19 protein-coding genes and 1 pseudogene are annotated in these 21,646 nt (G+C 45.3%); 10 read left to right on the top strand and 10 right to left on the bottom strand.

Going from position 1 to position 21,646, the window contains the following annotated elements; all coding sequences use genetic code 11:
• Positions 1-181 precede the first annotated feature (181 nt).
• From QUA04_RS00785 to QUA04_RS00795, 3 genes are all read left to right on the top strand, one after another.
• A complete protein-coding gene (locus tag QUA04_RS00785) occupies positions 182-1,390 on the top strand; it encodes a NupC/NupG family nucleoside CNT transporter (protein WP_333252847.1) in 1,209 nt (402 codons plus the stop codon).
• Positions 1,391-1,611: 221 nt separating this feature from the next.
• Positions 1,612-2,199 (top strand): acireductone dioxygenase, encoded by a 588-nt coding sequence (locus QUA04_RS00790; RefSeq protein WP_333252849.1) that lies wholly within the window; start codon positions 1,612-1,614, stop codon positions 2,197-2,199.
• 43 nt (positions 2,200-2,242) lie between these two features.
• Positions 2,243-2,842 (top strand): class I SAM-dependent methyltransferase, encoded by a 600-nt coding sequence (locus QUA04_RS00795; RefSeq protein ID WP_333252851.1) that lies wholly within the window; start codon positions 2,243-2,245, stop codon positions 2,840-2,842.
• A 178-nt stretch (positions 2,843-3,020) separates the two neighbouring features.
• Here QUA04_RS00795 and QUA04_RS00800 read toward each other — a convergent pair.
• From QUA04_RS00800 to QUA04_RS00820, 5 genes and pseudogenes are all read right to left on the bottom strand, one after another.
• Positions 3,021-4,118: pseudogene (locus QUA04_RS00800) on the bottom strand (IS630 family transposase); the annotation flags it as partial.
• A 167-nt stretch (positions 4,119-4,285) separates the two neighbouring features.
• Positions 4,286-5,092: a hypothetical protein gene (locus QUA04_RS00805; protein ID WP_333252853.1), complete on the bottom strand. Its 807-nt coding sequence runs from the start codon at positions 5,090-5,092 to the stop codon at positions 4,286-4,288.
• A gap of 199 nt (positions 5,093-5,291) precedes the next feature.
• Entirely contained in the window at positions 5,292-5,768 is a 477-nt protein-coding gene (locus QUA04_RS00810; RefSeq protein WP_333252855.1) for a DUF732 domain-containing protein, read from the bottom strand.
• Positions 5,769-5,977: 209 nt separating this feature from the next.
• Complete coding sequence (locus tag QUA04_RS00815) at positions 5,978-6,598, bottom strand: cupin domain-containing protein (RefSeq protein ID WP_333252857.1); 621 nt, start codon at positions 6,596-6,598, stop codon at positions 5,978-5,980.
• Between the two features lie 144 nt (positions 6,599-6,742).
• A complete protein-coding gene (locus tag QUA04_RS00820; RefSeq protein ID WP_333252860.1) occupies positions 6,743-7,309 on the bottom strand; it encodes a sigma-70 family RNA polymerase sigma factor in 567 nt (188 codons plus the stop codon).
• Positions 7,310-7,930: 621 nt separating this feature from the next.
• Between QUA04_RS00820 and QUA04_RS00825 the strand changes: the two genes are divergently transcribed.
• The 3 genes from QUA04_RS00825 (at position 7,931) to QUA04_RS00835 (ending at position 12,253) form a co-directional block, all read left to right on the top strand.
• Positions 7,931-9,145, top strand: coding sequence for a DUF4331 domain-containing protein (locus QUA04_RS00825; RefSeq protein ID WP_333252862.1), 1,215 nt, complete (start codon positions 7,931-7,933; stop codon positions 9,143-9,145).
• 102 nt (positions 9,146-9,247) lie between these two features.
• Positions 9,248-10,654, top strand: a complete 1,407-nt coding sequence (locus tag QUA04_RS00830; protein WP_333252864.1) for a tetratricopeptide repeat protein — start codon at positions 9,248-9,250, stop codon at positions 10,652-10,654.
• A 96-nt stretch (positions 10,655-10,750) separates the two neighbouring features.
• Positions 10,751-12,253, top strand: coding sequence for a HoxN/HupN/NixA family nickel/cobalt transporter (locus tag QUA04_RS00835; RefSeq protein WP_333252866.1), 1,503 nt, complete (start codon positions 10,751-10,753; stop codon positions 12,251-12,253).
• Between the two features lie 120 nt (positions 12,254-12,373).
• Here the strand turns inward: QUA04_RS00835 and QUA04_RS00840 are convergent, their stop codons facing one another.
• Positions 12,374-12,811 (bottom strand): DUF6918 family protein, encoded by a 438-nt coding sequence (locus QUA04_RS00840; RefSeq protein WP_333252868.1) that lies wholly within the window; start codon positions 12,809-12,811, stop codon positions 12,374-12,376.
• 373 nt (positions 12,812-13,184) lie between these two features.
• Entirely contained in the window at positions 13,185-13,367 is a 183-nt protein-coding gene (locus tag QUA04_RS00845; RefSeq protein WP_333252870.1) for a hypothetical protein, read from the bottom strand.
• A 371-nt stretch (positions 13,368-13,738) separates the two neighbouring features.
• On the opposite strand from QUA04_RS00845, the gene QUA04_RS00850 reads away from it, so the two are divergent.
• From QUA04_RS00850 to QUA04_RS00860, 3 genes are all read left to right on the top strand, one after another.
• The gene (locus QUA04_RS00850; protein ID WP_333252871.1) at positions 13,739-15,418 is read left to right on the top strand and encodes a Ycf66 family protein; all 1,680 of its coding nucleotides are present in this window, start codon (positions 13,739-13,741) and stop codon (positions 15,416-15,418) included.
• Between the two features lie 150 nt (positions 15,419-15,568).
• Positions 15,569-17,035 (top strand): cobyric acid synthase CobQ, encoded by a 1,467-nt coding sequence (cobQ, locus tag QUA04_RS00855; protein WP_333252873.1) that lies wholly within the window; start codon positions 15,569-15,571, stop codon positions 17,033-17,035.
• 68 nt (positions 17,036-17,103) lie between these two features.
• Complete coding sequence (locus QUA04_RS00860) at positions 17,104-17,340, top strand: 2Fe-2S iron-sulfur cluster-binding protein (RefSeq protein WP_006634188.1); 237 nt, start codon at positions 17,104-17,106, stop codon at positions 17,338-17,340.
• Between the two features lie 58 nt (positions 17,341-17,398).
• Here QUA04_RS00860 and QUA04_RS00865 read toward each other — a convergent pair whose 3' ends face one another.
• On the bottom strand, positions 17,399-18,739 hold the full coding sequence (locus QUA04_RS00865) for a hypothetical protein (RefSeq protein ID WP_333252875.1): 1,341 nt from the start codon (positions 18,737-18,739) through the stop codon (positions 17,399-17,401).
• 96 nt (positions 18,740-18,835) lie between these two features.
• Here QUA04_RS00865 and QUA04_RS00870 point away from each other — a divergent pair, with 96 nt between their 5' ends.
• Positions 18,836-19,621 carry an SDR family oxidoreductase gene (locus tag QUA04_RS00870; protein WP_333252877.1) on the top strand — a complete coding sequence of 262 codons (786 nt, stop codon included), beginning with the start codon at positions 18,836-18,838 and terminating at the stop codon, positions 19,619-19,621.
• Positions 19,622-19,800: 179 nt separating this feature from the next.
• Here the strand turns inward: QUA04_RS00870 and QUA04_RS00875 are convergent, their stop codons facing one another.
• Positions 19,801-20,580 (bottom strand): photosystem II S4 domain protein, encoded by a 780-nt coding sequence (locus tag QUA04_RS00875; protein ID WP_333252879.1) that lies wholly within the window; start codon positions 20,578-20,580, stop codon positions 19,801-19,803.
• Between the two features lie 238 nt (positions 20,581-20,818).
• A complete protein-coding gene (locus QUA04_RS00880) occupies positions 20,819-21,643 on the bottom strand; it encodes an SWIM zinc finger family protein (protein ID WP_333252881.1) in 825 nt (274 codons plus the stop codon).
• Between the last annotated feature and the right edge of the window lie 3 nt (positions 21,644-21,646).

Here is a 21,646-nt window from a genome sequence, read left to right on the forward strand (position 1 = left end):
GGCCCAGATGGTATGCGATCGGGCTGCATCGTGTATGATACGCCCTCCGGGGCTGTGCGGCCGGCGCCGCGAACTCATGGCGACCTCCGGAAACGAGATAAAGTAGGCTCGGACTGTTAATTTGGATTACCAGAACCTCGTAACGATAAATGCTTGCTGCACCTTCTCTAAAAATTGCTAAATGGAACGACTTATTTCTGTATTCGGGTTAGCTGTTTTTGTCGGTTTGTCCTACGCCTTTTCAGTCGATCGGCGCGCTGTCAAGTGGCCTCCCGTATTGTGGGGAATTGCTTTACAGCTAATTTTTGCTATTTTGATTCTCAAAACTGCTCCTGGTTTGGCTGTATTTAAATTTTTGGGAGATTTGGTGACGCAGTTTCTCAATTTTTCTGATGCGGGGGCAAAGTTTATATTTGGAGACAATTTTGCCGAACACTTTATCGCTTTTAAAGTGCTGCCGACTATCATTTTTTTCTCTTCGTTTATCACCATACTTTATCACTACGGCATTTTGCAGCGAGTTGTGCAAGCAGTGGCATGGTTGATGATTAAAACCATGAAAACTTCGGGCGCCGAAACCCTTTCTTGTGCTGCGAATATCTTTGTCGGGCAAACGGAAGCTCCTTTGTTAATTAAACCTTATTTGGCGGCGATGACGCTCTCGGAACTCCATGCTGTCATGACGGGAGGATTTGCCACAATTGCCGGCGGGGTCATGGCAGCTTATATTTCTTTTGGAGTACCGGCTCACCATTTAATTGCGGCGTCGGTGATGTCTGCACCAGCAGCTTTGGCTATTTCTAAATTGCTGTACCCAGAAACTGAAAAGTCGCTGACTGCTGGGGAGGTGGAGGTGAAGCTGGAACAGGTTTATGCTAATGCGGTGGATGCGGCGGCTTCGGGTGCTCGCGACGGGTTGAAGTTGGCGGCGAATGTGGCCGCTATGCTGATTGCTTTTTTGGGTTTGTTGGCTTTTTTTAATGCGCTTTTGGGATGGTTTGGAGGGCTAATTAGTTTGCCTCAGTTGTCGCTAGAATTAATTTTAGCTTATTTGATGGCTCCGGTTGCTTGGCTGATGGGGGTGCCTTGGGCTGATTGTGCAGAGGTGGGGGTTGTTTTGGGAAAAAAAACGATTTTGAATGAGTTTATTGCTTATTTAGATTTGATGGAATTGGTGAAACAACAGGCGATTTCTGAACGATCGCAAATTATCTCGACTTATGCTTTGTGCGGGTTTTCTAACATTGGTTCGATCGGAATTCAGATTGGGGGAATTGGCGCGATAGCCCCGCAGCGGCAAGGCGATTTGGCGAGGTTGGGCGTGAGGGCGATGATTGCTGGCTCTTTGGCTTGTTTTATGACTGCTTGTATCGCGGGGATGCTGATTTGAAAGTTTTGAGTGTTTAGTTAAGCTGTACGGTGGTTATGGTGCACCTTACATTAACTCCAGTAAATGTTATTAAATAAAAGTTAAAAAACCCACACAACTATTTTATGGGTGGTATTGCTGTGATGATTGGCGAGGCAGGAGATGGAATTTTAGCGATCGGCTATTATTGAAAACAAGCAGGAGTTTAGTTTTTGACGAAAGCTTAAAACAGCAGCTTAAAAATGGAAACTAAATTTCCCTCAAAGCTCAACACATTAGGTGGTAATATGGCTGTTCTGCAACTAGAAGACGGTAGAACATATACGGATATCCGGGCGATCGCGAGTCAACTGGCAGTTTTAAATATTGAGATCGATTCCCTGCCCACAAACGAAAATCCGGCGTTTCAAGAACTGCTCGTTCAAGACATTCTCAATGTTACAGAAAAACAGCAGATTCTCGCAGCATTTAATAGCGAGTTTGAACAGTTTAAGCGCGCCAGCGGATATCGGTGGTGCGACTTAAAAGTGCTGCATCCAGGTTCGCAGCAGATTTACGCGCTGATGACTCAAAGCCATCGCACTCATACCCACACAGATGCAGAAGTTCTTCACATTTTAGCTGGGGAATGCGTTTTTGGGTTTGTGTATTCTAACGGCTCTCAGGTACAATTAATGCTGCAAGCTGAAGAATACATTAAAGTGCCTGCCAATACCGAACATTGGTTTTATCTCACTCCGTCGCTGTACTTGAAAGCCTTGCAGTATTACACAACTGCTCAAGGGTGGGTTCCTCAGTATACTAATCGGCAGTTAAAAATTAAAAATTAAGAGTCAGAAGAAGAGGGGAAATTTGTAGAGGAGGAAGAAGAAGATGAAACAGAATTGGGTGACTTACTATCAAGCGGTGGAAGGTCGCCCGCCGCATGAAACTTTGCTGAAAGCCTTGTCAATTTTTGACACGGAACCGTTGCTCTATCGTCCTCGATTCGCTGTAGATTTAGGCTGTGGCGATGGACGAGATACGGTGGAACTCCTGCGTCGAGGCTGGCGGGTTTTAGCGATTGACAGGGAACAAAATGCCTTCGATCGCCTGCTGGATCGTCCGATTCAACGCGATCTCCTGCAAACTCAATTGATGCGTTTTGAAACCTTAACTTTGCCTCAATCGATCGATCTAATCAATGCCAGTTTTTGCCTTCCTTTTTGTCAGCCCGCCGATTTCCCCCATCTTTGGGAAACGATCGTGACATCGCTAAATCCAGGAGGATATTTCTGCGGTCAATTGTTTGGCGATCGCGACTCATGGACTGTTTATCCTGATCGCACTCATCATACTCGCGAACAAATTCAAGTGCTGCTAAAGTCCTTTGAGATTGAGTGGTTTGACGAAGAAGAACATCCTGGAGTAACGGCGCTAGGCGAGGAAAAACACTGGCATATTTTTCACATTGTTGCTCGTAAGAGAGATTAATATATATAGTGCCGACTGCTTAAAGAAGTCGGCACTCTCTTGAAGTCGGAGTTCTGGAAAAGTTGCAGATCGTTTTTACTGAATTTTTCGGAATTTACCGTTAAATTAGCTTCCTAATGGCTAAGGAATGAAAAATAAATAAGGTGACTAAGCTGTTGCACATATAAACTGTGATACAAGCATTGCCCTTATTTTTGATTTTGCGACCCCATTTAATTATTAATTGCCCTTCATTTAAGAGGCGGTGCAATAAATACTCTAGCTCTTCAATAGATGTAAAAAGTCGATTGGCAATATATTCTTTTGCCGAATGCCATACTAATTCAATTAAGTTATAGTCTGGGCTGTATTCGGGGAGAAATTCTAAATGAAGATTACGCATTTCTGTTTCAATTATTTTCAGGTACTCTTCTTTCTTGTGAAAACTAGCATTATCAAGAATAATCACTATTTTGGCTCCTTTTTCCGCAAATTCTGAGGCTTGATTACCTGCTGAAACCCATTCATTGATTAGCTCTTCATAAAAGAGTTTTAGCACTTGATAAAAATTATATGAATTGCCTTTTTTTAGGAACTCTACCCACCTTTTTTTGTCCGAATTACTCACTCCTCCCATTACATTAACTCTGCCTTTTCTTCGGTCTCCTCGGACCTTTTTTCGGCTGCCTTTTTTACACCAGTTTTTTCTTCTGGTGACTCTTAAACTAAATCCACTCTCGTCCCAAAACCATATCTGTAACCGTTCTGGCGCTTCTTTTTCTATTTTTAAATATTCCGCTATCTTTATTTTAAACGCTGTTCTTTTTTCAGGATTTCTCTTGGACTCTAGGCTATACTTAGCCCAGATGTAAACATACTTTTTTTGTTTTAATATCCTCCGAACTTGTCCTCCACTTAATTTTATTCCTGTGGATTCCTCTAAGTATGTTGCTAATCTCTGCGCTGTCCATCGTCCAAAATTATATCCTAATTCTTGAGGCTCTTTTTCTAGAGTTTCTAATAATATTTTTATATATTTATCTGTGGCTTTTTTGTGATTCCCTTTCATCCTCTCATCTATTAGACTTTCTAGATTGTCTGGGTCTCCCTTGACACACCAATAAGATACTTTGTTGACTGAGCAACCCAAAAACTCAGCAATTTTAGATTGTGTCTTGCCGTCATTGAGCAATAATAAAATTAGAATCCTTTCTCTAATATTTGCCTTTTCTTCCTCTCTTAAGGCTTTTTGTAGTTTCTCTATTTGTTGGGGATTAAGATGGTTCTTAGCTGGCATTTTTGTAGAGATTGACTAAACTAAATTTTCATTATACCCTATTTAAAGGCACAACAGCTTAATAGAGCAATAGTTTACTTGGGATCAAGGCTTCTGGGGTTTAATTGTGCAAGTTATTGATTTTTCATTCCTTAGTCTCGAACCTTTCTGATTTTTTAAATGCTTTATCATTCAGCGGGTGCGGTCATTTCAATTTCTTCGCAGCGCTGCAAAAGCGCTTCTATTTCCTGAGCTAAAAAAATTACTTCCGGCCAAGAAGAACCGTTAATTAAATCTTGAGCGTGAGCTAATTTGTTTCTCAATGCCTCTGCTGACTTTAAAAAACGCTCCCCGTAGCGTTTGGATTTGAGCCCCAGCCGATCGACTATTTCAGCAGAAGTCAGGATTAAATCTCGCTTGTCGCAGAATTGCAGGTAATCGATTAAGTCAATTGCTTCATTTCTGGATCGCCCCAATTCCCAAAGGTGTTTTGCGGCTAAAATGCGATCGCCCTTAAGCAATTTTTGCCAAGAATCTTGGGGAAAGTAAATCCGCACGATTCGCAATAAATTCATTTCGAGAAGCGTCACCAATCCAAACAGCAGCATCCGCACTGGTGCTTTTTGCAAATCGCCGCAGGTAACAATCCCGTTGATCCTGTTGCTTTCTAATACAAATAATCTCGGTTTTTCTCGAAGCAGCGACAGCAATTCCATCAAAGGAGTCGAAGCGGCAATTAATTGTGAGGGGTGAAAAATTTGCTGGTAGTCGCTGCATTTGCCTGTCATTAAGTGCGATCGTTCTACATAGCCGCAAACCGTGCCGTTTTCTTCGATCCCGAGTACGTCAAAATCGCGGGCCTCCATCCACGATCGCAATTGGGCTGCATCTTCGCAAGCGGGGACAGATTTCAGCGGTTCCGCGAGATATTTGACTGTAATGCTGTCTTTGAATAAATCCCGCAAGTCGGCGGAACTTGATTTTAAATGTTTCATCTTATGTGCGGTAATTTCCTGGATCGTTGCCCAACAAAATGATAATTAATATTTTAACTGCAAGTAGAGACACGGCATTATCGTGGGAGAATCTCAATTTTGTAAAAATCGTTTTTTAGGAGTGCGAACGTCCCCCTTGCACTCCTGTAAAATCAAAACTGAGATGCTTCCTTACCGTGTCTCTACAGATTTCATGATATTACTTACTGGCTAATTCCGGGCAATAATGGTTGGCGGCAAGGGTGGTAATAATATCGGCATCGGCGAGAAAACTTTCTTTGACAGTTGGATTTTCGATACTGGCAGCTTGCCCGATCGCTCTTAATTTAACTTCCGGCAGAGAAACTCCCGCTTTTGCTTCCGCACACATTCTTTTAGCGACCGCAATTTTTTGACCGGGCGCTCTTTGGATTGCTTGCAGTAAATTATCCGTTGCTTCGGGAGAGTAGCTTTTTGCTAAGCGTTTGTAGTCTTCGATAAATTTCCCATCGTTTCCTGTCAGCTTAATGTCGGATTCTTGAGGCGAACACAACAAATTTAAGTTAATTACTTCTCCCACTGAATTAACAAGAAAACATCCTTCGCGTTCTTGAGCGATCGCGCTTTGGTTGCTGGGTACAAATTGTATAATAATAACGGCGGACAGAACAGCACTTAAACGCGAGTATTTTAGCATGGCAATTACGTGATATACTTGGGATTTTTAACCGCATAATGCGGAGCAATATGGCTTTCTTGAGTTAGAGCGTGTCCGGTAAATTAACCGAATTACTTGGAAAGGCTAGTTTCATCAACACTCTATAATTTCTACTAAAAATCGGCATACATAAACCAGCTCCAACTAAGCGAAAAGAAATCGTTGCAGGAAAATAAACCGACATAATATCACACCAACATTTCGTTGTCTAGGGAAGTTTTCATTAACAGCAAACATCCCCCTTGTGTGAGCGGCGAATGTGTGGAACCGGGAACCGAGCGAATGTAGTCGCCTTGATGGCAAATTTCCCCTTCTACAATTAAGTCTCCTTCTAATACAAGCACTTCCTCCGAGGCAGCGTGTCGGTGCAGGGGAAATGTTACTCCGGGTTCTAGGCGCATCAAGCAGGTAATTTCGCCCTTTTTTTTGTCAATGTAAAGCTTGCCGAACGAAACTCCGCGAACTCCATAAGATTTCCATTTGACATCGTTGGAGCGCACGATTAAAGATGGAGTATTGTTCTCTGTTGGGGAAGTAGCAATTGGCTTTATATTGACTGATTCTGCCGGGGTGGGCGGCAGTTCGGCTATGCGCTGGAACAGGCGGTTTTTGAGGTCGGGGGCGACAGGAACTGGGGGGGATGTGTAGGCGATCGCGGCAATTGTGGCTTCAACAGCAGCTAATTCACTTGTAAGTTCTGCGGATTCTTTCAATTTCTCTGCAAATGCGCCGCGTTCTGACTCATCAAGGGTATCGAGAGCTTGAAGGGCTGCAAGGATTTTATATTCCTCGTCAGGCATCATTTCCATCTGTTTTCCGCCATTAATTGTAATTCCGCCTAGGTTGATTTTAAACTTGAAATTGGTCTGCTGCCCTCGCACTCAAGATGGATGATTGGAGAGGCCACAATTTTAGATTGATGTTCAACAACTTAAATTGTGTTTTTGGACAATCTAAAATTGTTCGCTCAAAGCTTGACGCAATTTGGAAATACCCAACCGAATTCGGGTTTTGATTGTACCTGTCGGGATACCAGTTTTAGCTGCGATCGCCGCGCAAGTCAGCCCTTGGTAGTAGGCGAGTTCGATCGCCTGTTGCTGTTCCTTTGGCAGTTTTTCTAAGGCTGCTTTGACTTGTTCGCGGCGTTCTTTAAACATTGCATCTTCCATCGGTTCTGCAACGCTAGAGATGGGTATTTTAGCCTCTTCCAGACAAGCTTCAGCAGCCCGGACTGTTCGCTGCATCGCTCGCAGGCGATCGAGGGAACGGCTGCGGGTAAGCATGAACAACCAGGTATCTGCTCGACTGCGAGAAGGATCGTAAGTTGCTGCTTTTTGCCAAATTTGGGAAAAAACATCGAGTACCACTTCTTCAGCTTCTTCTACCGAACCCAGGATTTTGTAAGCGAGAGCGTAACTTGGGCGACCGTAGCGATCGTAAAGTTTAGCTAATGCCGTTTGGTCTTTCCGGGCAATCTGCACTAAAAGCAGCGATTCATCGCCTGACTTCTGGCCTGTCATCTCAGTGTACCGAAAATTTTTGTTTTGACGGCACAGATCCAAAATTAAAATTTCGGCGTATATCACTACAGAACATAATTGTAAGTTTGAAGTCTGGGGTACAAGCTCGAGTATGCCTTTTCGGGCTAATTTTGTTGTTCTTTGAATTTTAAAAATCCCAAGTTATCTTGAATTTTACCACCTGATTAGTAATTTTTTTGAGACTTAGCAATCCGCTTTATGCAGAACGAAGAAATCCCTGAGCCTGAACAGTCAAAACCGCGCTATCCACTCGTTCCCAATCTCTGTCCGCTCGCTCCCAAGAAGAGCCTGGGAACCCATATAAGCGAGGCTCTGGCTCCACTGGATGGATGGAGGCTCTCTCTCCATCCAGGCATTCCCCAGAATACTCCGGGAATGAATAAATCCTCAATAACGCACTTTTTTACATAAATTAATCTTGCAGCACAGATCCAAAATTGCCAAACCTTCGTATACCACCAATAGGAGAAGGCTCAGCAACAGCGCCAAAGCCCGACAGGTTAACTGATTTCAACCTGTTGCTAGAAAAGTAAAACCCGCGAATGCAGGTTATTTACCATTGATTTGTGCAAAAAATTCATTGAAATAAAGGTGCTAACAGTGAAGCTAACAAAAAAAATTCGCCGAACCATACTAGCTATTGAAGTAGCTCTAATTGCTCTATTAACTCCAGGGATAATTGTCGCTTCTGACCACGACGACGGCGAAGTAGATATTAAAGGTCGCGCAGTTAATTTAACTGACCTGTACGTATATCGCGAAAAAGACCAAAACTCCGGTGCTGCGGACGGGGATTTAGTATTTACCATGAATTCAAATCCTAGGTCTGTAGCTCGTTATCAATATTATTTCAGCACTACAGCCCTCTACCAATTTCACATCACGCAAGTAGGTGACGTGAATTCTACACCTACTGGACGCTCGGATATTATCTTGCGGTTTGCCTTCAGTCCGCCTAACAATACAGGTATGCAAGCAGTTGCTGTAACTGTTGTGCGCGGCGGCTCGGAGACAACTACTAAGACTACAGTTAACGGCGGGCTTATTGCCACAACTCCGCTGAATTCTAATGCTGTTTTGAATACAGTACCTGTGGGCGGTTCTAACTTAACTGTATTTGCCGGTTTGCGGGAAGACCCGTTTTTCTTTGATGTGGAACAATTTTTCCGAGTCCGCGCTGGAGCTTTGGGAACGGGGCCGAAAGTAGGTTTCAAGCCAGCCAGTCAAGCGATCGACTTTACTAAAGGTTACAACGTCAATACAATTGCTGTGCGCGTTCCCAAAGCGTTCTTGCAAGCAGGAACTGGGGGGAATGTTTTTGATGTTTGGTCAACAGTTTCGATCCGGGATGGAGCTGGCGGTTTTAAACAATTTGAGCGTTTGGCAAGACCTGCAATTAATGAAGGTTTAATAGTTACTCCCGCTTATCTGGAAGCATTCAATAATATTCCTCCGAGATCGGATTTGAGCGCTGCTGCTGCTCCGGTGCGTCAGGAAGCTGTTGCTACTTTGAATGCTGTGGATCTTTTGGACGGTCGGGATAATGTCGATCCAAATGCGATCGCCGGAGCTTTCTTACCCGATGTCATGCGGATCGATACCACAAAAACCAGCGGCTACGCTAGCGCTACAAATGCTCAAGGAAGCTTAATCGGAGGTCGTATGCTGATGGACGACGTTATTGATATTACTCTGGGAGCTTTGGTAGGTTCTCCGGTTGGCGATAACGTTTCATATAATGGAACTCCGGGAAATCCGGCTCAGGGACACAAACCCTTAGAACCGAATTTTCCTTATTTGGCTTTGCCTAATTAGTCATTAGTCATTAGTCATCAGTCATTAGTCATTGCTTATTGGCTAATGACAGCTCTAAAATACTTTGTTTAACCGCAGATGAACGCTGATGAACGCGGATGTATGAAAGCTAAAACTAAACAGGAAAAAAAATCGGATATTTTCTCATGGTGGCTGCTGATAGTAGCTCCTTTAGTTGGGATGGTAGTAGTAAATTTACCTCCTAATTGGCGTTTTATTGCAGATAATTTTTCTAACAAAAGTCCTGAAAATCTCGAGGCTAATTACCGATATCATTTCTCTGAAAGTTTGAAAAATAATCCCAATCAAAAGGAAGCTATTCAGCAAGAGATTGTTTTTTACCAGCAGCGATTGGCTGTTGATTCCCGCAGCGGTTTGAACCGGGCGGCACTGGCGGGATGTTATTTAAAAATGGCTCGCGCTACTGGGGAGGGAGGTTGGTTTTTATTGGCTGAACAGGCGGCTCAAAGGTCGATCGCCGATTTGCCTTTTGACAACAAAGGTGCGCTGTTAGTTTTAGCTCGAATTGCCGAGGCGAGACACGATTTTCCTACTGCTTTGCGCTTGGCTAAACAGGTGGGTTCTGATAATGAAGATGCGATCGCCCTGGAAGTTACATCTCACTTAGCGATGGGTAAAGTGAGCGAGGCAAATACAGCCGCAGAAGCCTTAGTTAACCGGATTCCCAACTTGGGCTCTCTCACTTTGAGAGCTTTAGTGAGAGAGTCTCAGGGCCGAGATGCTGAGGTTTTGCAGGATTACCGCCAAGCAATGGCGGCGGAGGAACCGGGAGAGGTTGGGGGTTCGGCGCGGGCCCGATCGCTCTTGGGTCGATTTTACGCCCGCCGCGGGCAGTTGACGCAGGCGAAAGCGCTGTTAAAGGAGGCGCTGCGGTTGGTGCCGCGATACCCGCTGGCGCTGATTTATTTGGCGGATTTGGAGACGCGGCAGGGCCATTATCGGGAGGCGGAAGGTTATTACAGCAAGATTTCTGCCTATTCTGGAGGGGCTGCGACGCTGTTCGATCGCACTGTAGATCGCGGTATGGCTAGGGTGAAAGAGTTGCAGGGAGATGCGATCAAATCCCGGCAACTTCGGGACAAAGCAGAAGCGGGGCTGCGACAGGAACAGGCTTTGGGATCTCGCGGTTTTGGACACCGCCGGGATTTGGCGCGTTTGCTGCTGGAAAAAGGGCGATCGCAGGATGTGGCCGAAGCGCTGGCGTTAATGCAGGAGGAGGTGAAAGTTCGCAGGGATGCTTTGACGCTGGATATTTTAGCCTGGGCGCTTTCTAGTGCTGGGGACTGGAAAGGGGCCGATCGAGTGATGGCGGAAATAGTTCGATCGGGCATTCGAGATGCGGGGATGTTTTACCGGGCTAGTGCGATCGCCCGGACTTTAGGTAAAGATACCGAATCTCGCGCTTATTTGCAAAAAGCCAAGGAAATTGACCCGAGTTTCGATAGTCGATCTCGCCAAGCATTAGGTTTAGCAACAGATGAATTTTGAGCCGTAGGGGCGGGTTCACCAATAATTTTATGGGATATAGACAATTTAAATAAACCCGCCCCCACCCGACGAGAAAACTCTTAAAAGGATATACTTATGCAATACAAACTAAACCGACCGCCAAAATTTTTCATCCTATTCTTCCTAACACTTTCATTATTACTAACAATCTCAATCCGACCAGTTTACTCGCACTGGTCAGACTTATCCGTAGCAGAAATAATAGTCAACGATTTGCAAACCGAAGTAACATTAACTTTCCCAACCGGCTTGACAAACTTCGCCGACGACAATCGAGACAGCCAGCTACAACCTGCTGAAGTTCGCACCCACCAAACACAGCTAGAAAAGTTTTTTAGCCAACAAATTCGCATTACCAACAGCAGAAACATTCAAGGCTCCATAGCAGTAAAACCGCTAGAAATAGCAGCTAAAACCGCCAGCTTGATCCAGCAGCCGAATACCCACAGCACCTTAATCTTAAACTACACCTGGGCCGCCCCTTCTCAAAATAAAACCCCCGATTTACCTGATGCAATTGCGATCTCAAAACACGACAAATTTCGGATTAATTATAATCTGTTTTTGCCCGGAGTGCTGACAGCTAGCTGTCAAGCTACGATCGTGCAAGCCGATGCTGTAAAAAGCTTTGTGTTTACGCCGCAAAACCGCGACTTTTTGTTAACGGGAAATGAATCTATCTGGGATTCAGGTTGGAGTTTGCTGCTAGCAGTAGCGGGAGCATTTGCTTGGGGATGCGTGCACTCGATGTCGCCTGGACACGGAAAAACAATAGTCGGCGCTTATTTAGTAGGTTCGCGCGCTACTCCCCTACACGCTTTATTTCTAGCAGCAACAACTACAATAACTCACACTGCGGGCGTGTTTGCTGTGGGCGGAATTACTTTGTTTGCTTCTAACTTCATCGACCCCGAAAAACTAGATCCTTGGCTGAGTTTAATCTCTGGTTTATTAGTAGCCTTGATCGGGCTTAACTTACTCTTAGCAAAAATCCCAACTAAGTTGCTAGTGAGGACTGAAGTTATCAAAAAAATCAAAAGTACAGTTTTTAATAAAAACTGGTTTTTCAGGACTAAAGTCTTTACTGCGGAATGTGAAGAACCAGTAAATCTTTTGAGTAGAGGAAGTTGGGATCGAGACTTTAAGCCTGTAAAACCCGATATATCTCACCACTACCACCATCACGGAGACGGCCGGATTCACTCGCATTTGCCTCCCGGTGCTGACGGTTCTGCTATTACTTGGAAAAGCTTATTAGCGTTGGGAATTTCCGGCGGTTTGTTGCCTTGTCCTTCCGCTTTGGTAATGTTGCTGAGCGCGTCTGCTTTGGGCAATGTTGGTTTGGGGATGACGCTAGTGGTAGCGTTTAGTTTGGGATTGGCTTTAGTGCTGAGTGCGATCGGATTAATCTTAGTTTATGCCAAACGGAATTTTGATAAACTGCCAAAACAGATCACAGCAGTCAAATTTCTGCCTGCGATTAGCGCTATGTTTGTAATGTTTTTGGGGTTGGGAATTACCGGACAGGCGATGTTGAAAATATTGGGGGCGAGTCAATGGGTAATTGGCAATGGATAAGCATAAAATTATGACTCTCCCTCCTAACTACAAACTTACGAATAAGTCTGCTTTTAGATACCCGATTTCTTGAAGAAGCCGGGTATCGGGGTATTTTGTTTTTTAGCCGTGGCTCACTTATCAGGCCGCAGTATGTTTATTAATAATTTCGGCTAAATCCGGTACTCCCTTTTCCACGTAAGTCTTAGCTGATGGGCGAAGTTTGGCATAGGCGCCTTTAACCATCGCTCTTGTGCTTTTCTCGACCCTTTTATCACTTATCTGGAGCAATTCATCTGCTACTTCACCTTTTCTTTGGGCTAGATATTCTACTGGGTTGCCATTGTTTACGGCTTCAGTCCACATCGGATCGAGTGCGATCGAGATTTCTGGCAGAAGTTGATCGACGACTTGGCCGCAATAGTCAGCCCGTATCCCCTTGACAGTAGAGTAGGCAGCTTTAAGAGCCAGACCACCTAATCCGGACGCTGCTGCAACTTGTTGGTCTATCAACTTTACACAGTCATCAACAAAAGTTTCTCTGTGGTTTTCATTCAAGAGAATATCGCTAAGTCCCATTTTCACTTTCCTTGATTTAATAGTCAATGTGCTTATCAGCTTTGAACTCAATCTGACATCATATATCTATTTTGAGATTTTACTCAAGGTTTCCCAAGTTTTTTAAGGTTTGAATGTCTCTATGAGACAACCTAATGTTGAGATTTGTCTAGTATGTTATGGGAACTAATGTTCTATCTGCTACTAATTATTTGCCTACGGTTTGTAGTAAGGGCTTTAATCCTTATTAGGTGATATTAATGAGGACTAAAGCCCTTACTACAAACTGATGAGTTGTGAACACTCACATAAAAAAGAGAACAGCTCGAAAAAAATCTTAGAAAGGCTCTGCCTAAGTCCGATCGCACTTGCACGTATAATCTGGCACGTATCATTAGGATTGGACATTCGGCTTGATGCCCGCAGGTACTGCAACGATGGGAAGTTTCACGGTTTGAACCCGGCGATCGCTCGATTGCAATACCAAATTTTTCGGTAATTTCGCGGAAGTGCTTAGTCCGGGAAATATTTGAAGCGATAAGGTTAAGCCGGCCGCTAATAATAGTTTTTCTAACATGGCATTGTCTCCAATACATATGCCCTAGGGCATAATTTCTCTTACACCTACACCATATAAACATCCTCAGTCGCTTGGTGCGATCGCACGGGCATAGTTAAGTGACATCTATCACCACTGAGAAGGGGGTGATGGGGATAGGGGGTGTGGGGGTGGGGGGTGATGGGCAGTAGGGAAGTGGGGGAGAGTGGGAAATCTTTCCTGGCACTTCTACCGTCAACATCCGTTGAACGTGTTAAATTCCTTACATCGGTTCGTTGCCCAACTTCCCTAAAAATCGAGAATTGTCCTAGAGAAAGAAGCCGTTGAGTCTCTCTCAAAGGTAGAATTAGCGCGTAGAAGTTATTTGACACAGCGGAGGTACCGACAATATGCTTGCATACTTTCTGGCGTTGGCGGTCGGTCTAGGCAGTTTCAGTATTTACATGGCGGCCTTCTTTTTTCCAGAAGTGCACCGCAAAAGTGATTTTACCTGGAGCGGGGTAGGGCTTTTTTATGCGTTAATTTTATGGGCTTGTGCGGGACGAATTACTGGTGCTCTCCTGCTGGGTCAAATGGCGGGCGTGGCGATGTTGGGCTGGTTTGCCTGGGAAACTCTGACTTTGCGCCGGCAGGTGACGCCCGTTGGTGAGCAAACGCCGATTCCTCAGTCGGCGAATTTGGCTGCAGCAGGCGTGCCGTTTGCTGGCTTGTTTGCCAAGAAAAAAGAACCCGCAGCCAAAAAACCTAAGTTTGTTCGATCACCCAAACCGAAAACTGATGTGGTTTCAGCACCCACTCTTGATAAGGGCGAGGTAAAGCTAGAGGAACAGCCAGCGATTCCCCCCATAGCTGAAAGTATTGCTGAAAGTGCGATCGCTCAGACGACTAAAAGTGCGATCGCCCCTGACTTGAAAATTCCAGACTCGAAACCACCTGCAATTGCAGAAATACCCGTGTTTTCAGTCGAAACTCCTGCTGCTGAAACTTCACCAACCCCAGCCGAATTAGCCAGCAGCTTCACTCCTCTACCTCTACCTCTAGAAATTTCAGAAATGGCCGTTGCACCAAGTGTGGAGCCAGCAGAGGCTCAGCCAGAGCCTCAACAACAGCCAGAAGTCGATGATTTTGACGAGGAAACAGAATGGAGGACAGCCGTTAAAGAGTCGCAGGCGGCAGCGGCAGCGGCGGTGGCCCCAACTCCTCCTAAACCAGCTAAAAAATCCGGCGGTTTCGGAAGTCTGTTCGACAATATCAAAAATAGTCTCGGCGGTATGTTGGGAAGAGGTGCGGGTAAAAACAAGTTTGATGCAACTCCCCAGACGCCAAAACCTTCAGCGACTCCAGAATCGATCGCACCTGAATCTAAAATAACGGCAACTCCTGCACCGGGTATCGACGAAATTCTCGAATCCGAATTAGCCGAGGCGGCTGCGGAAGTTGCAGCCGAAAGCAGCAGCACTGCTTTTGAAACCAGCCAAGGAGTGCCTTTTCCCACCGATGTTGAAGCAATGGCCGAGTTGATGGCCACAGAAACCGCGAGTTCTGACACAATAGGGGAAACTACGATCGAAGATCGATCGTCCGCCCAAATCCAGACACCGCTGGCTGCAGTTGGTGAACCGGAAGCAGCAGCAGGCGTACCGGAAGCAGCAGCCCCTGCTGTATCTCTGGAAACCCAGACACCGCTGGCTGCAGTTGGTGAACCGGAAGCAGCAGCCCCTACTGTATCTCTGGAAGCCCAGACACCGCTGGCTGCAGTTGGTGAACCGGAAGCAGCAGGCGTACCGGAAGCAGAAGCCCCTGCTGCATCGATAGAAATGACTGTGGTGGAAATGGCAGCGCCTGTAGAGATAGAAGTACCGGGAGAACCTGGGTTGAGCGTGCAGGTGGAAACGGTTTCAGTATCAGTGATCTCGATCGAATCTACAGGTGAAGAACTCTCTTCTGAGGCAGAACAAACTGAATTGAGTCCCCCGAATCACCCCGATCCGAATCTAGTCGAAACTACTAAACCTACCACTGAATCCAAGTCTGAGAATGTATCCGGCGAAGATAAGCCGTCATCTTGAACCCAAAAGCAAAAGGTAGAAACCAGAATTTTTTTGATTCTGCCTTCTGCCTTCTGCCTTCTTACTTTTTACTTTTTACTTCTTACTTCTTACTTCTTCCCTCTTCCTTCTTCCTTCTTCCTTCTTCCCTCTTCCTTCTCCCTTAATATTATGAAAGCAATTATGGTCGTGGGAACAACATCTCACGCAGGGAAATCTTTACTCGTGGCAGCTTTGTGTCGAATCTTTAAACGGCGAGGCTGGCGGGTAACTCCGTTTAAAGGTCAGAATATGGCACTGAATTCCTATGTCACAGCGGCCGGCGGAGAGATTGGTTACGCTCAAGCAGTGCAAGCTTGGGCTGCGGGCGTCGCACCTTGGGTAGAAATGAATCCGATTTTGCTCAAGCCACAAGGAGACATGACTTCTCAATTGATTGTCAAGGGCCGGGCGATCGCCAATGTGCGAGCATCTCAATATTATGAACAGTATTTCGATATCGGCTGGCAAGCTATTCGGGAATCTTTAGAATTTCTCAAGCAAGAATTTGACATGATTGTGTGTGAGGGAGCCGGCAGCCCTGCTGAGATTAATCTCAAACACCGCGATTTAACAAATATGCGGGTAGCTAAATATTTAAAGGCTCGAACTTTGCTAGTAGTTGATATCGATCGCGGCGGTGCTTTTGCTCACATCATCGGTACTTTGGAATTGCTAGATCCCGACGAACGAGCTTTAATTAAAGGATTCATTATTAATAAGTTCCGAGGGCAAAAATCGATCTTAGATCCGGGCCTGACTTGGCTAGAAGAAAGGACTGGAATCCCGGTAGTTGGGGTGATTCCTTGGATAGACGAAGTGTTTCCCTCAGAAGATTCTCTCGATTTGCTCGATCGGCGTTCTCCCAATTCTCAAACCGACATCAATATTTCGGTCATCCGCCTGCCCCGAATTTCCAATTTTACCGACTTTGACCCCTTAGAATCGGAAACTTCCGTCACCGTCAAATATGTCAGCCCAAAAGACCATTTAGGCCATCCAGACGCCGTGATTTTACCAGGCTCTAAAACTACAATTTCCGATTTGCAGGTGCTGCGCCAAACAGGTATGGCAAAAGCTATTCAAAATTATTTAGTAGCTGGCGGTACAGTCATGGGAGTTTGCGGCGGCTTTCAGATGCTGGGACAAAGTATCACCGATAAAGAAGGCGTTGAGGGAGAAAAGGGAGAATTTCCAGGATTGGGATTGCTGCCTTTGAAAACTGCGATGGCACCGAACAAAATTGCCCGCCAACGCATCGTAACATCTAACTATCCTCAACCGGGTTTGCCCGTTTCCGGTTACGAAATTCATCAAGGAAAAACGCAAATCCTAGAGTCAGATTTGACTCAACCGCTATTTGACGATGCTAGTTTAGGAATTGTCAATACTTCTCAATCAATTTGGGGTACATACCTGCACGGCATATTTGACAACGGAGCTTGGCGGCGAGCTTGGTTAAATCACTTGCGGCAGCAGCGGGGACTCCGCGCATTGCCTACAGGTATTCCTAATTACCGAGAACACCGAGAAACTCTGTTAGACTCTCTAGCAGATACTGTGGAAAAGCATTTAGATATCAAGCATATTTTAGGCTAATTAGTTAACTGTTGACTGTTGACTGTTGACTGTTGATTATTGTTTGTTAGAGTTGAGGTTCAAATTCAATGACAAAAGTTTGTTTTTTACCAGATAACGTGACAGTTGAAGCTGAACCAGGAGAGCTTTTGCTAGACGTAGCCAAACGTGCAGGGGTTTCTATTCCTACCGGCTGTCTCATGGGTTCTTGTCACGCTTGCGAAGTAGAAATTGATGGCGGAGATACAATTTGTGCTTGTATTTCCGGCATCCCTTCCGGGAAAAAGCAAGTGACAATTAATCTGTATGTTGACCCAACTTGGTAATTTGTTAGTCGATGGTTGACTGTTGACTGTTGACTGACAACTGACAACTGACAACTGACTAATTTTTTTGCCATTCTTGCTGTTTCTTGCGAGCAGATTGCAGCCATTTTTGGGATTCGGGATAAACAGTTGTCCCGGGTTTCACGGATTCTAATTGATTGATAATTTGTTGCAACTGGCTGAGGGAGTAACCGGGATTTTGACTCGGAGAATTCACATTATTTTGCAAGTTGGCAAACAAGCTTTTAGCTTCTTGCAAAGCTTTTGCAGAATCTTTTTCTGCTTGCAGTCTAATCTGGGTAATTCCTAAATTTTTTTGATATTCCGCCAGTTTGGTTTGAGCGTCGAGATAGCCCGGGTTATCGACTGAAATTAATTTCAGTCTGTTAATACCTTCTTGCCACAATTCTGCTATTTGTTCCCACTGTGCGGCGGGATGTGGGGGTTTTTGGGAGGCGACGGCGGCGGAGCGAGCAAATTCTTTGGCAGCTTCAATTAAGTTGTCAGCCTGCACAGAACCGGTGGCGACGCCGCCCATTGCTTGAAAGTCTCTTTCTGCTGCTTTGAGTGTTTTCTTAGCCGTTTCTCCAGCGAGGGTTTGGGCGGGAATTTGATTGAGTTGGTCGATCGCACTTTGCCAATTTACCGTCGCTTTTTGTCTATCCGCAGCGGTTTTGGCTTGCTGATACTGCTGTTTCGCCGCGTTGAGAGTTTGTTCGACTTGATTTAACTGAGTAAAAGCATTTTTTTGCTGGAAAATCTGAGCCTCCATCCGCCCCACATTTTTGCGGGCGGCTTGAAATTCATCGACTGTAAACCGCCAACTGCAGCCCAAAAAATTGCAGTAAGTTTGTGGGTAATAGCCGAGGAACCACACTGGCAAGGCGTCGAGGTGTTTTTGCGCCTCTTTTGCTTTAATTTCGCCCAAGTCAAAATCAGCGACAGCCGTGGCTTTATTCACCAGTTGATCGGATTGTTCCACAAGGGCGATCGCCTGCCGGTAATTGTGATCCATACTGATAAAACTCGGCAACAACAATATCGGCATTGTTTTGGCCACGGGCCAGCGAATCATGGGAAAAGGTAGGTTAATCAGCCAAATTATCCCCGCAGCACTTCCCAGCAAACTCCCAGCAAAGATGATTTTACCGAACAATCCGGGCGGGCGGTTGGCTTTGACGGCAGCTTTGAGAGCTTGTTCGCTGAAGTTGGGAAATTCGTCTTTGAAGGTATCGCGGATTTCTTCTCTTGAGGCTAAAGTGCCGTTTTGCAAGCGTAACTTCTCCAACCGCTTGATTACCATCCGTCGGAACACATCACCGGCTAGACTATCAGCCGCCGCGCACTTGTCAACTTCTGCCCGCAAAATTTCAAAAGCTCGATCGGTAAGACGCGCCATAAAACTCACCTATTCCCTTTTAATTATTTTACAGGTTCCAGTCAAAATAATTGTTAAAATATATAAAGTTTATATCAAATAATCAGAATTAAATTCATGCCGACTGCTTTAATCACTGGTGCTTCTGGCGGAATTGGTGCAGCCTTTGCCGCCGAATTAGCCAAACGCCAGCACAATCTAATCTTGGTAGCTCGTTCCGAAGACAAATTGCAACAGCTAGCTGCTCAACTGCAACAGGAATTCAATATTTTGGTCGAAATTATCGTCCAAGATTTGACCGCACCAGGAGCCACAAATGCTGTATTTGACGCGGTTGTTAAAAAAGGTTGGACGGTTGATTTGTTGGTGAACAATGCGGGTTTTGGCGATTACGGTGCTTTTGCCGATCGCCCGCTTGCGAAACAACTAACAATGGTGCAACTAAATATTGTAGCATTAGTTGAACTCTCCCACTTATTTTTGCAGGGAATGCGGCAGCGAAAATCAGGAAGTATTATCAATGTTGCCTCCATCGCAGCTTTTCAACCGATGCCGTACTTGTCAATGTATGCAGCTACTAAAGCCTTTGTTTTGAGTTTCAGCGAGGCACTTTGGGCTGAGAACAAAGATTTAGGAATTGGCGTTTTGTGCCTTTGCCCAGGGCCGACAGAATCGGACTTTTTCGCAGTAGCTGAATTTCCGAAAGCTATGGCATCCAGCAGCGGGCAAAAACTCGTTCCTGCTGCGGAAGTAGTGCGAGATGCTTTGACAGCTTTAGACAAAAATGAGTCTAATATTGTGACAGGGGGAATTCCCAATCAAATCATTGCAAATATGCCTCGATTGATGCCGCGAGAACTTTTGGTGAAGTCGGTAGAAAAGGTGTTTCGGGCGAAAGCGTAATTACGAAGGAAGTTCGGCAAGGAATTAGTCTACCGGATTTAACGGATTTAACCGAGGTGGGTTCTAGGAAAGTTCGGCAACAGATTGTGTACGAGATTTAACCCCTTTAGCCGAGATCGGGAAAAAGGAAGAGGGAAAAAAATTCCCAATTCCCAATTCCCAATTACTAATTCCGAGAATTACAAATACCGAGTTAACTGCACTCGATACCGTTCCTTCTTAGTAACAGCAACTTCCCCAATTTCCAATCTTCCCTTGCCGGTAACAGCAATTAAATCTCCAGACTTGACATTATAACTAGCTTGAGTAACGTCTTTCCAGTTAACTCGCACGTCGCCACTATCAATTAAATCGGCCATTTTGCTGCGAGACATTGCGAATCCAGCCGAGGCGACAGCATCCAATCTCATGGATGCTTCAACGGTTGTCATTTCTTTCTTTTTGGGTTCTCTAATTTTGAGTTCGCTCAACTCAATGCGGCGCGTTTGCACAGGAACCGATCGCACTTGTTGCAAACTCATCTCCAAATACTCTACCATCTCCGGCATGACAATGGCTTGCGCGCCGCGTTCTCCCAAAACAATCACATCGCCAGTTTTCTCGCGGACAATTCCCGTACCCAACATCGCCCCCAAAAAGTCGCGGTGAGAAGCTGTATCGAACAAGAAATTGCCAGCGATTTCTACCGCAGCAACGTTAACGCTAGCAGAGTCGATCGGGATATCCGATCGCGCGATCGCAATTCTTTGTCTTTCAGCTTGCGGGTAGCCGCCCCAAGCCACTAATTCCACATCTGTTAACCGCTTAAATACCGTCAGAGTGTCCGCCAATTCTGGTGGCGACAGAAAATCAGTCAGAGTAACTTCCCAAGTTTTAATTGCTTGTTCCGCTTGGTCGATCGCCCGCGCCACACAGTCGCGGTTTTCGATGCCTTTTAACAGTTCTTCTCTTTGTAACATCAGTCAATTTTAGATTCTAATTTGAAATTGCCAAAGCTTGCTGTAACTAAAAAGTCTACTTTTTTAACAGTCGCACTAATTTAATTATAGTCTAAAATCATCAAATAACGATCCTATGATTTTAGTTGCTGGTAAAGCTGATATGATGAGCACGATTATTGTACCAAATCTATGAAGTCTTCGAGTTAAAGTTTTTGCAAGAGCTCGATCGAGTATGGCAGCAAAATTGTCCACCCAACTACTTATTCTTCTTCACCCGCAAATACAGTTCTTCCATCGCCTCAATAAACGAACCATCCTTGTGCCAAAACTGTGGAAAATCTCCCTGTTTCTTCACCACGATCGCACTTACCCCACTTGGCGCTGCCACCTCAATCGTCTGCGGCAATCGCTTCGCACCATGCCAAAACTCTTTCAGACTGACCGTTTGCGCCTCACTGGCGATCGCCCGCGTGTAATAGGAATCCACCGCCACAGGGGCTGCTGCATCCGCCGTCAACTCCGCCGCCAGCGCCAAGCCCAAAGGCGTTTTTGCTAATTCGCGGTGCAGCACTTCCTTAGAAAGCCCCCGTAATTCAAACAGTAAAAATGGATCTTTGTCCAATTCGGCCGCCACCAAATAATAAACTCCGGCAATATGTTTGCAGGGATTGCTATAGTCTGGGCAAGAGCAAGTGGTTTTAAAGTCCTCGCGGCTGCTGGGTAAAAGGTGCAATCCGAGGGGTGCAAAAGCCTTTTCAATATTGTCGGGCATTTCGTTGAGCAGCAGCCGAGAGATGAAGCTGGCTTTTGATGCCATTTGGGCGATCGCCAGTTTCCACTTTGCCTGACTAATCGCCTGAAACTCAATTTTAGTTTTGTATAGTGGCTCCTTATAAACCCCAAAATAAGGATTTACCGACCCTCTTACTTCTGCCATCACTAAGCCATCATTAATCTTAAAGCTTTTTACCTTGTCATTCCGTGCATAGGAACGTCCCCGTCCGAGCCGCCCAGAATCAGTAAATCTTTCCAGCCCCTCGATAAATTTATTTCCCCACCAAGTCCGAGTAAATTGTGACATATT

It is taken from the genome of Microcoleus sp. S13_C5 (assembly GCF_036700845.1).
Classification (GTDB): domain Bacteria; phylum Cyanobacteriota; class Cyanobacteriia; order Cyanobacteriales; family Microcoleaceae; genus Microcoleus.

What these genes read in the sequence shown, in the direction of transcription:
- QUA04_RS00785 (WP_333252847.1), top strand. Translation starts at nt 182, where the DNA reads ATGGAACGACTTATTTCTGTATTCGGGTTAGCTGTTTTTGTCGGTTTG.
- QUA04_RS00790 (WP_333252849.1), top strand. Translation starts at nt 1,612, where the DNA reads ATGGAAACTAAATTTCCCTCAAAGCTCAACACATTAGGTGGTAATATG.
- QUA04_RS00795 (WP_333252851.1), top strand. Translation starts at nt 2,243, where the DNA reads ATGAAACAGAATTGGGTGACTTACTATCAAGCGGTGGAAGGTCGCCCG.
- QUA04_RS00805 (WP_333252853.1), bottom strand. Translation starts at nt 5,092, where the DNA reads ATGAAACATTTAAAATCAAGTTCCGCCGACTTGCGGGATTTATTCAAA.
- QUA04_RS00810 (WP_333252855.1), bottom strand. Translation starts at nt 5,768, where the DNA reads ATGCTAAAATACTCGCGTTTAAGTGCTGTTCTGTCCGCCGTTATTATT.
- QUA04_RS00815 (WP_333252857.1), bottom strand. Translation starts at nt 6,598, where the DNA reads ATGGAAATGATGCCTGACGAGGAATATAAAATCCTTGCAGCCCTTCAA.
- QUA04_RS00820 (WP_333252860.1), bottom strand. Translation starts at nt 7,309, where the DNA reads ATGACAGGCCAGAAGTCAGGCGATGAATCGCTGCTTTTAGTGCAGATT.
- QUA04_RS00830 (WP_333252864.1), top strand. Translation starts at nt 9,248, where the DNA reads ATGAAAGCTAAAACTAAACAGGAAAAAAAATCGGATATTTTCTCATGG.
- QUA04_RS00835 (WP_333252866.1), top strand. Translation starts at nt 10,751, where the DNA reads ATGCAATACAAACTAAACCGACCGCCAAAATTTTTCATCCTATTCTTC.
- QUA04_RS00840 (WP_333252868.1), bottom strand. Translation starts at nt 12,811, where the DNA reads ATGGGACTTAGCGATATTCTCTTGAATGAAAACCACAGAGAAACTTTT.
- QUA04_RS00845 (WP_333252870.1), bottom strand. Translation starts at nt 13,367, where the DNA reads ATGTTAGAAAAACTATTATTAGCGGCCGGCTTAACCTTATCGCTTCAA.
- QUA04_RS00850 (WP_333252871.1), top strand. Translation starts at nt 13,739, where the DNA reads ATGCTTGCATACTTTCTGGCGTTGGCGGTCGGTCTAGGCAGTTTCAGT.
- cobQ (WP_333252873.1), top strand. Translation starts at nt 15,569, where the DNA reads ATGAAAGCAATTATGGTCGTGGGAACAACATCTCACGCAGGGAAATCT.
- QUA04_RS00860 (WP_006634188.1), top strand. Translation starts at nt 17,104, where the DNA reads ATGACAAAAGTTTGTTTTTTACCAGATAACGTGACAGTTGAAGCTGAA.
- QUA04_RS00865 (WP_333252875.1), bottom strand. Translation starts at nt 18,739, where the DNA reads ATGGCGCGTCTTACCGATCGAGCTTTTGAAATTTTGCGGGCAGAAGTT.
- QUA04_RS00870 (WP_333252877.1), top strand. Translation starts at nt 18,836, where the DNA reads ATGCCGACTGCTTTAATCACTGGTGCTTCTGGCGGAATTGGTGCAGCC.
- QUA04_RS00875 (WP_333252879.1), bottom strand. Translation starts at nt 20,580, where the DNA reads ATGTTACAAAGAGAAGAACTGTTAAAAGGCATCGAAAACCGCGACTGT.
- QUA04_RS00880 (WP_333252881.1), bottom strand. Translation starts at nt 21,643, where the DNA reads ATGTCACAATTTACTCGGACTTGGTGGGGAAATAAATTTATCGAGGGG.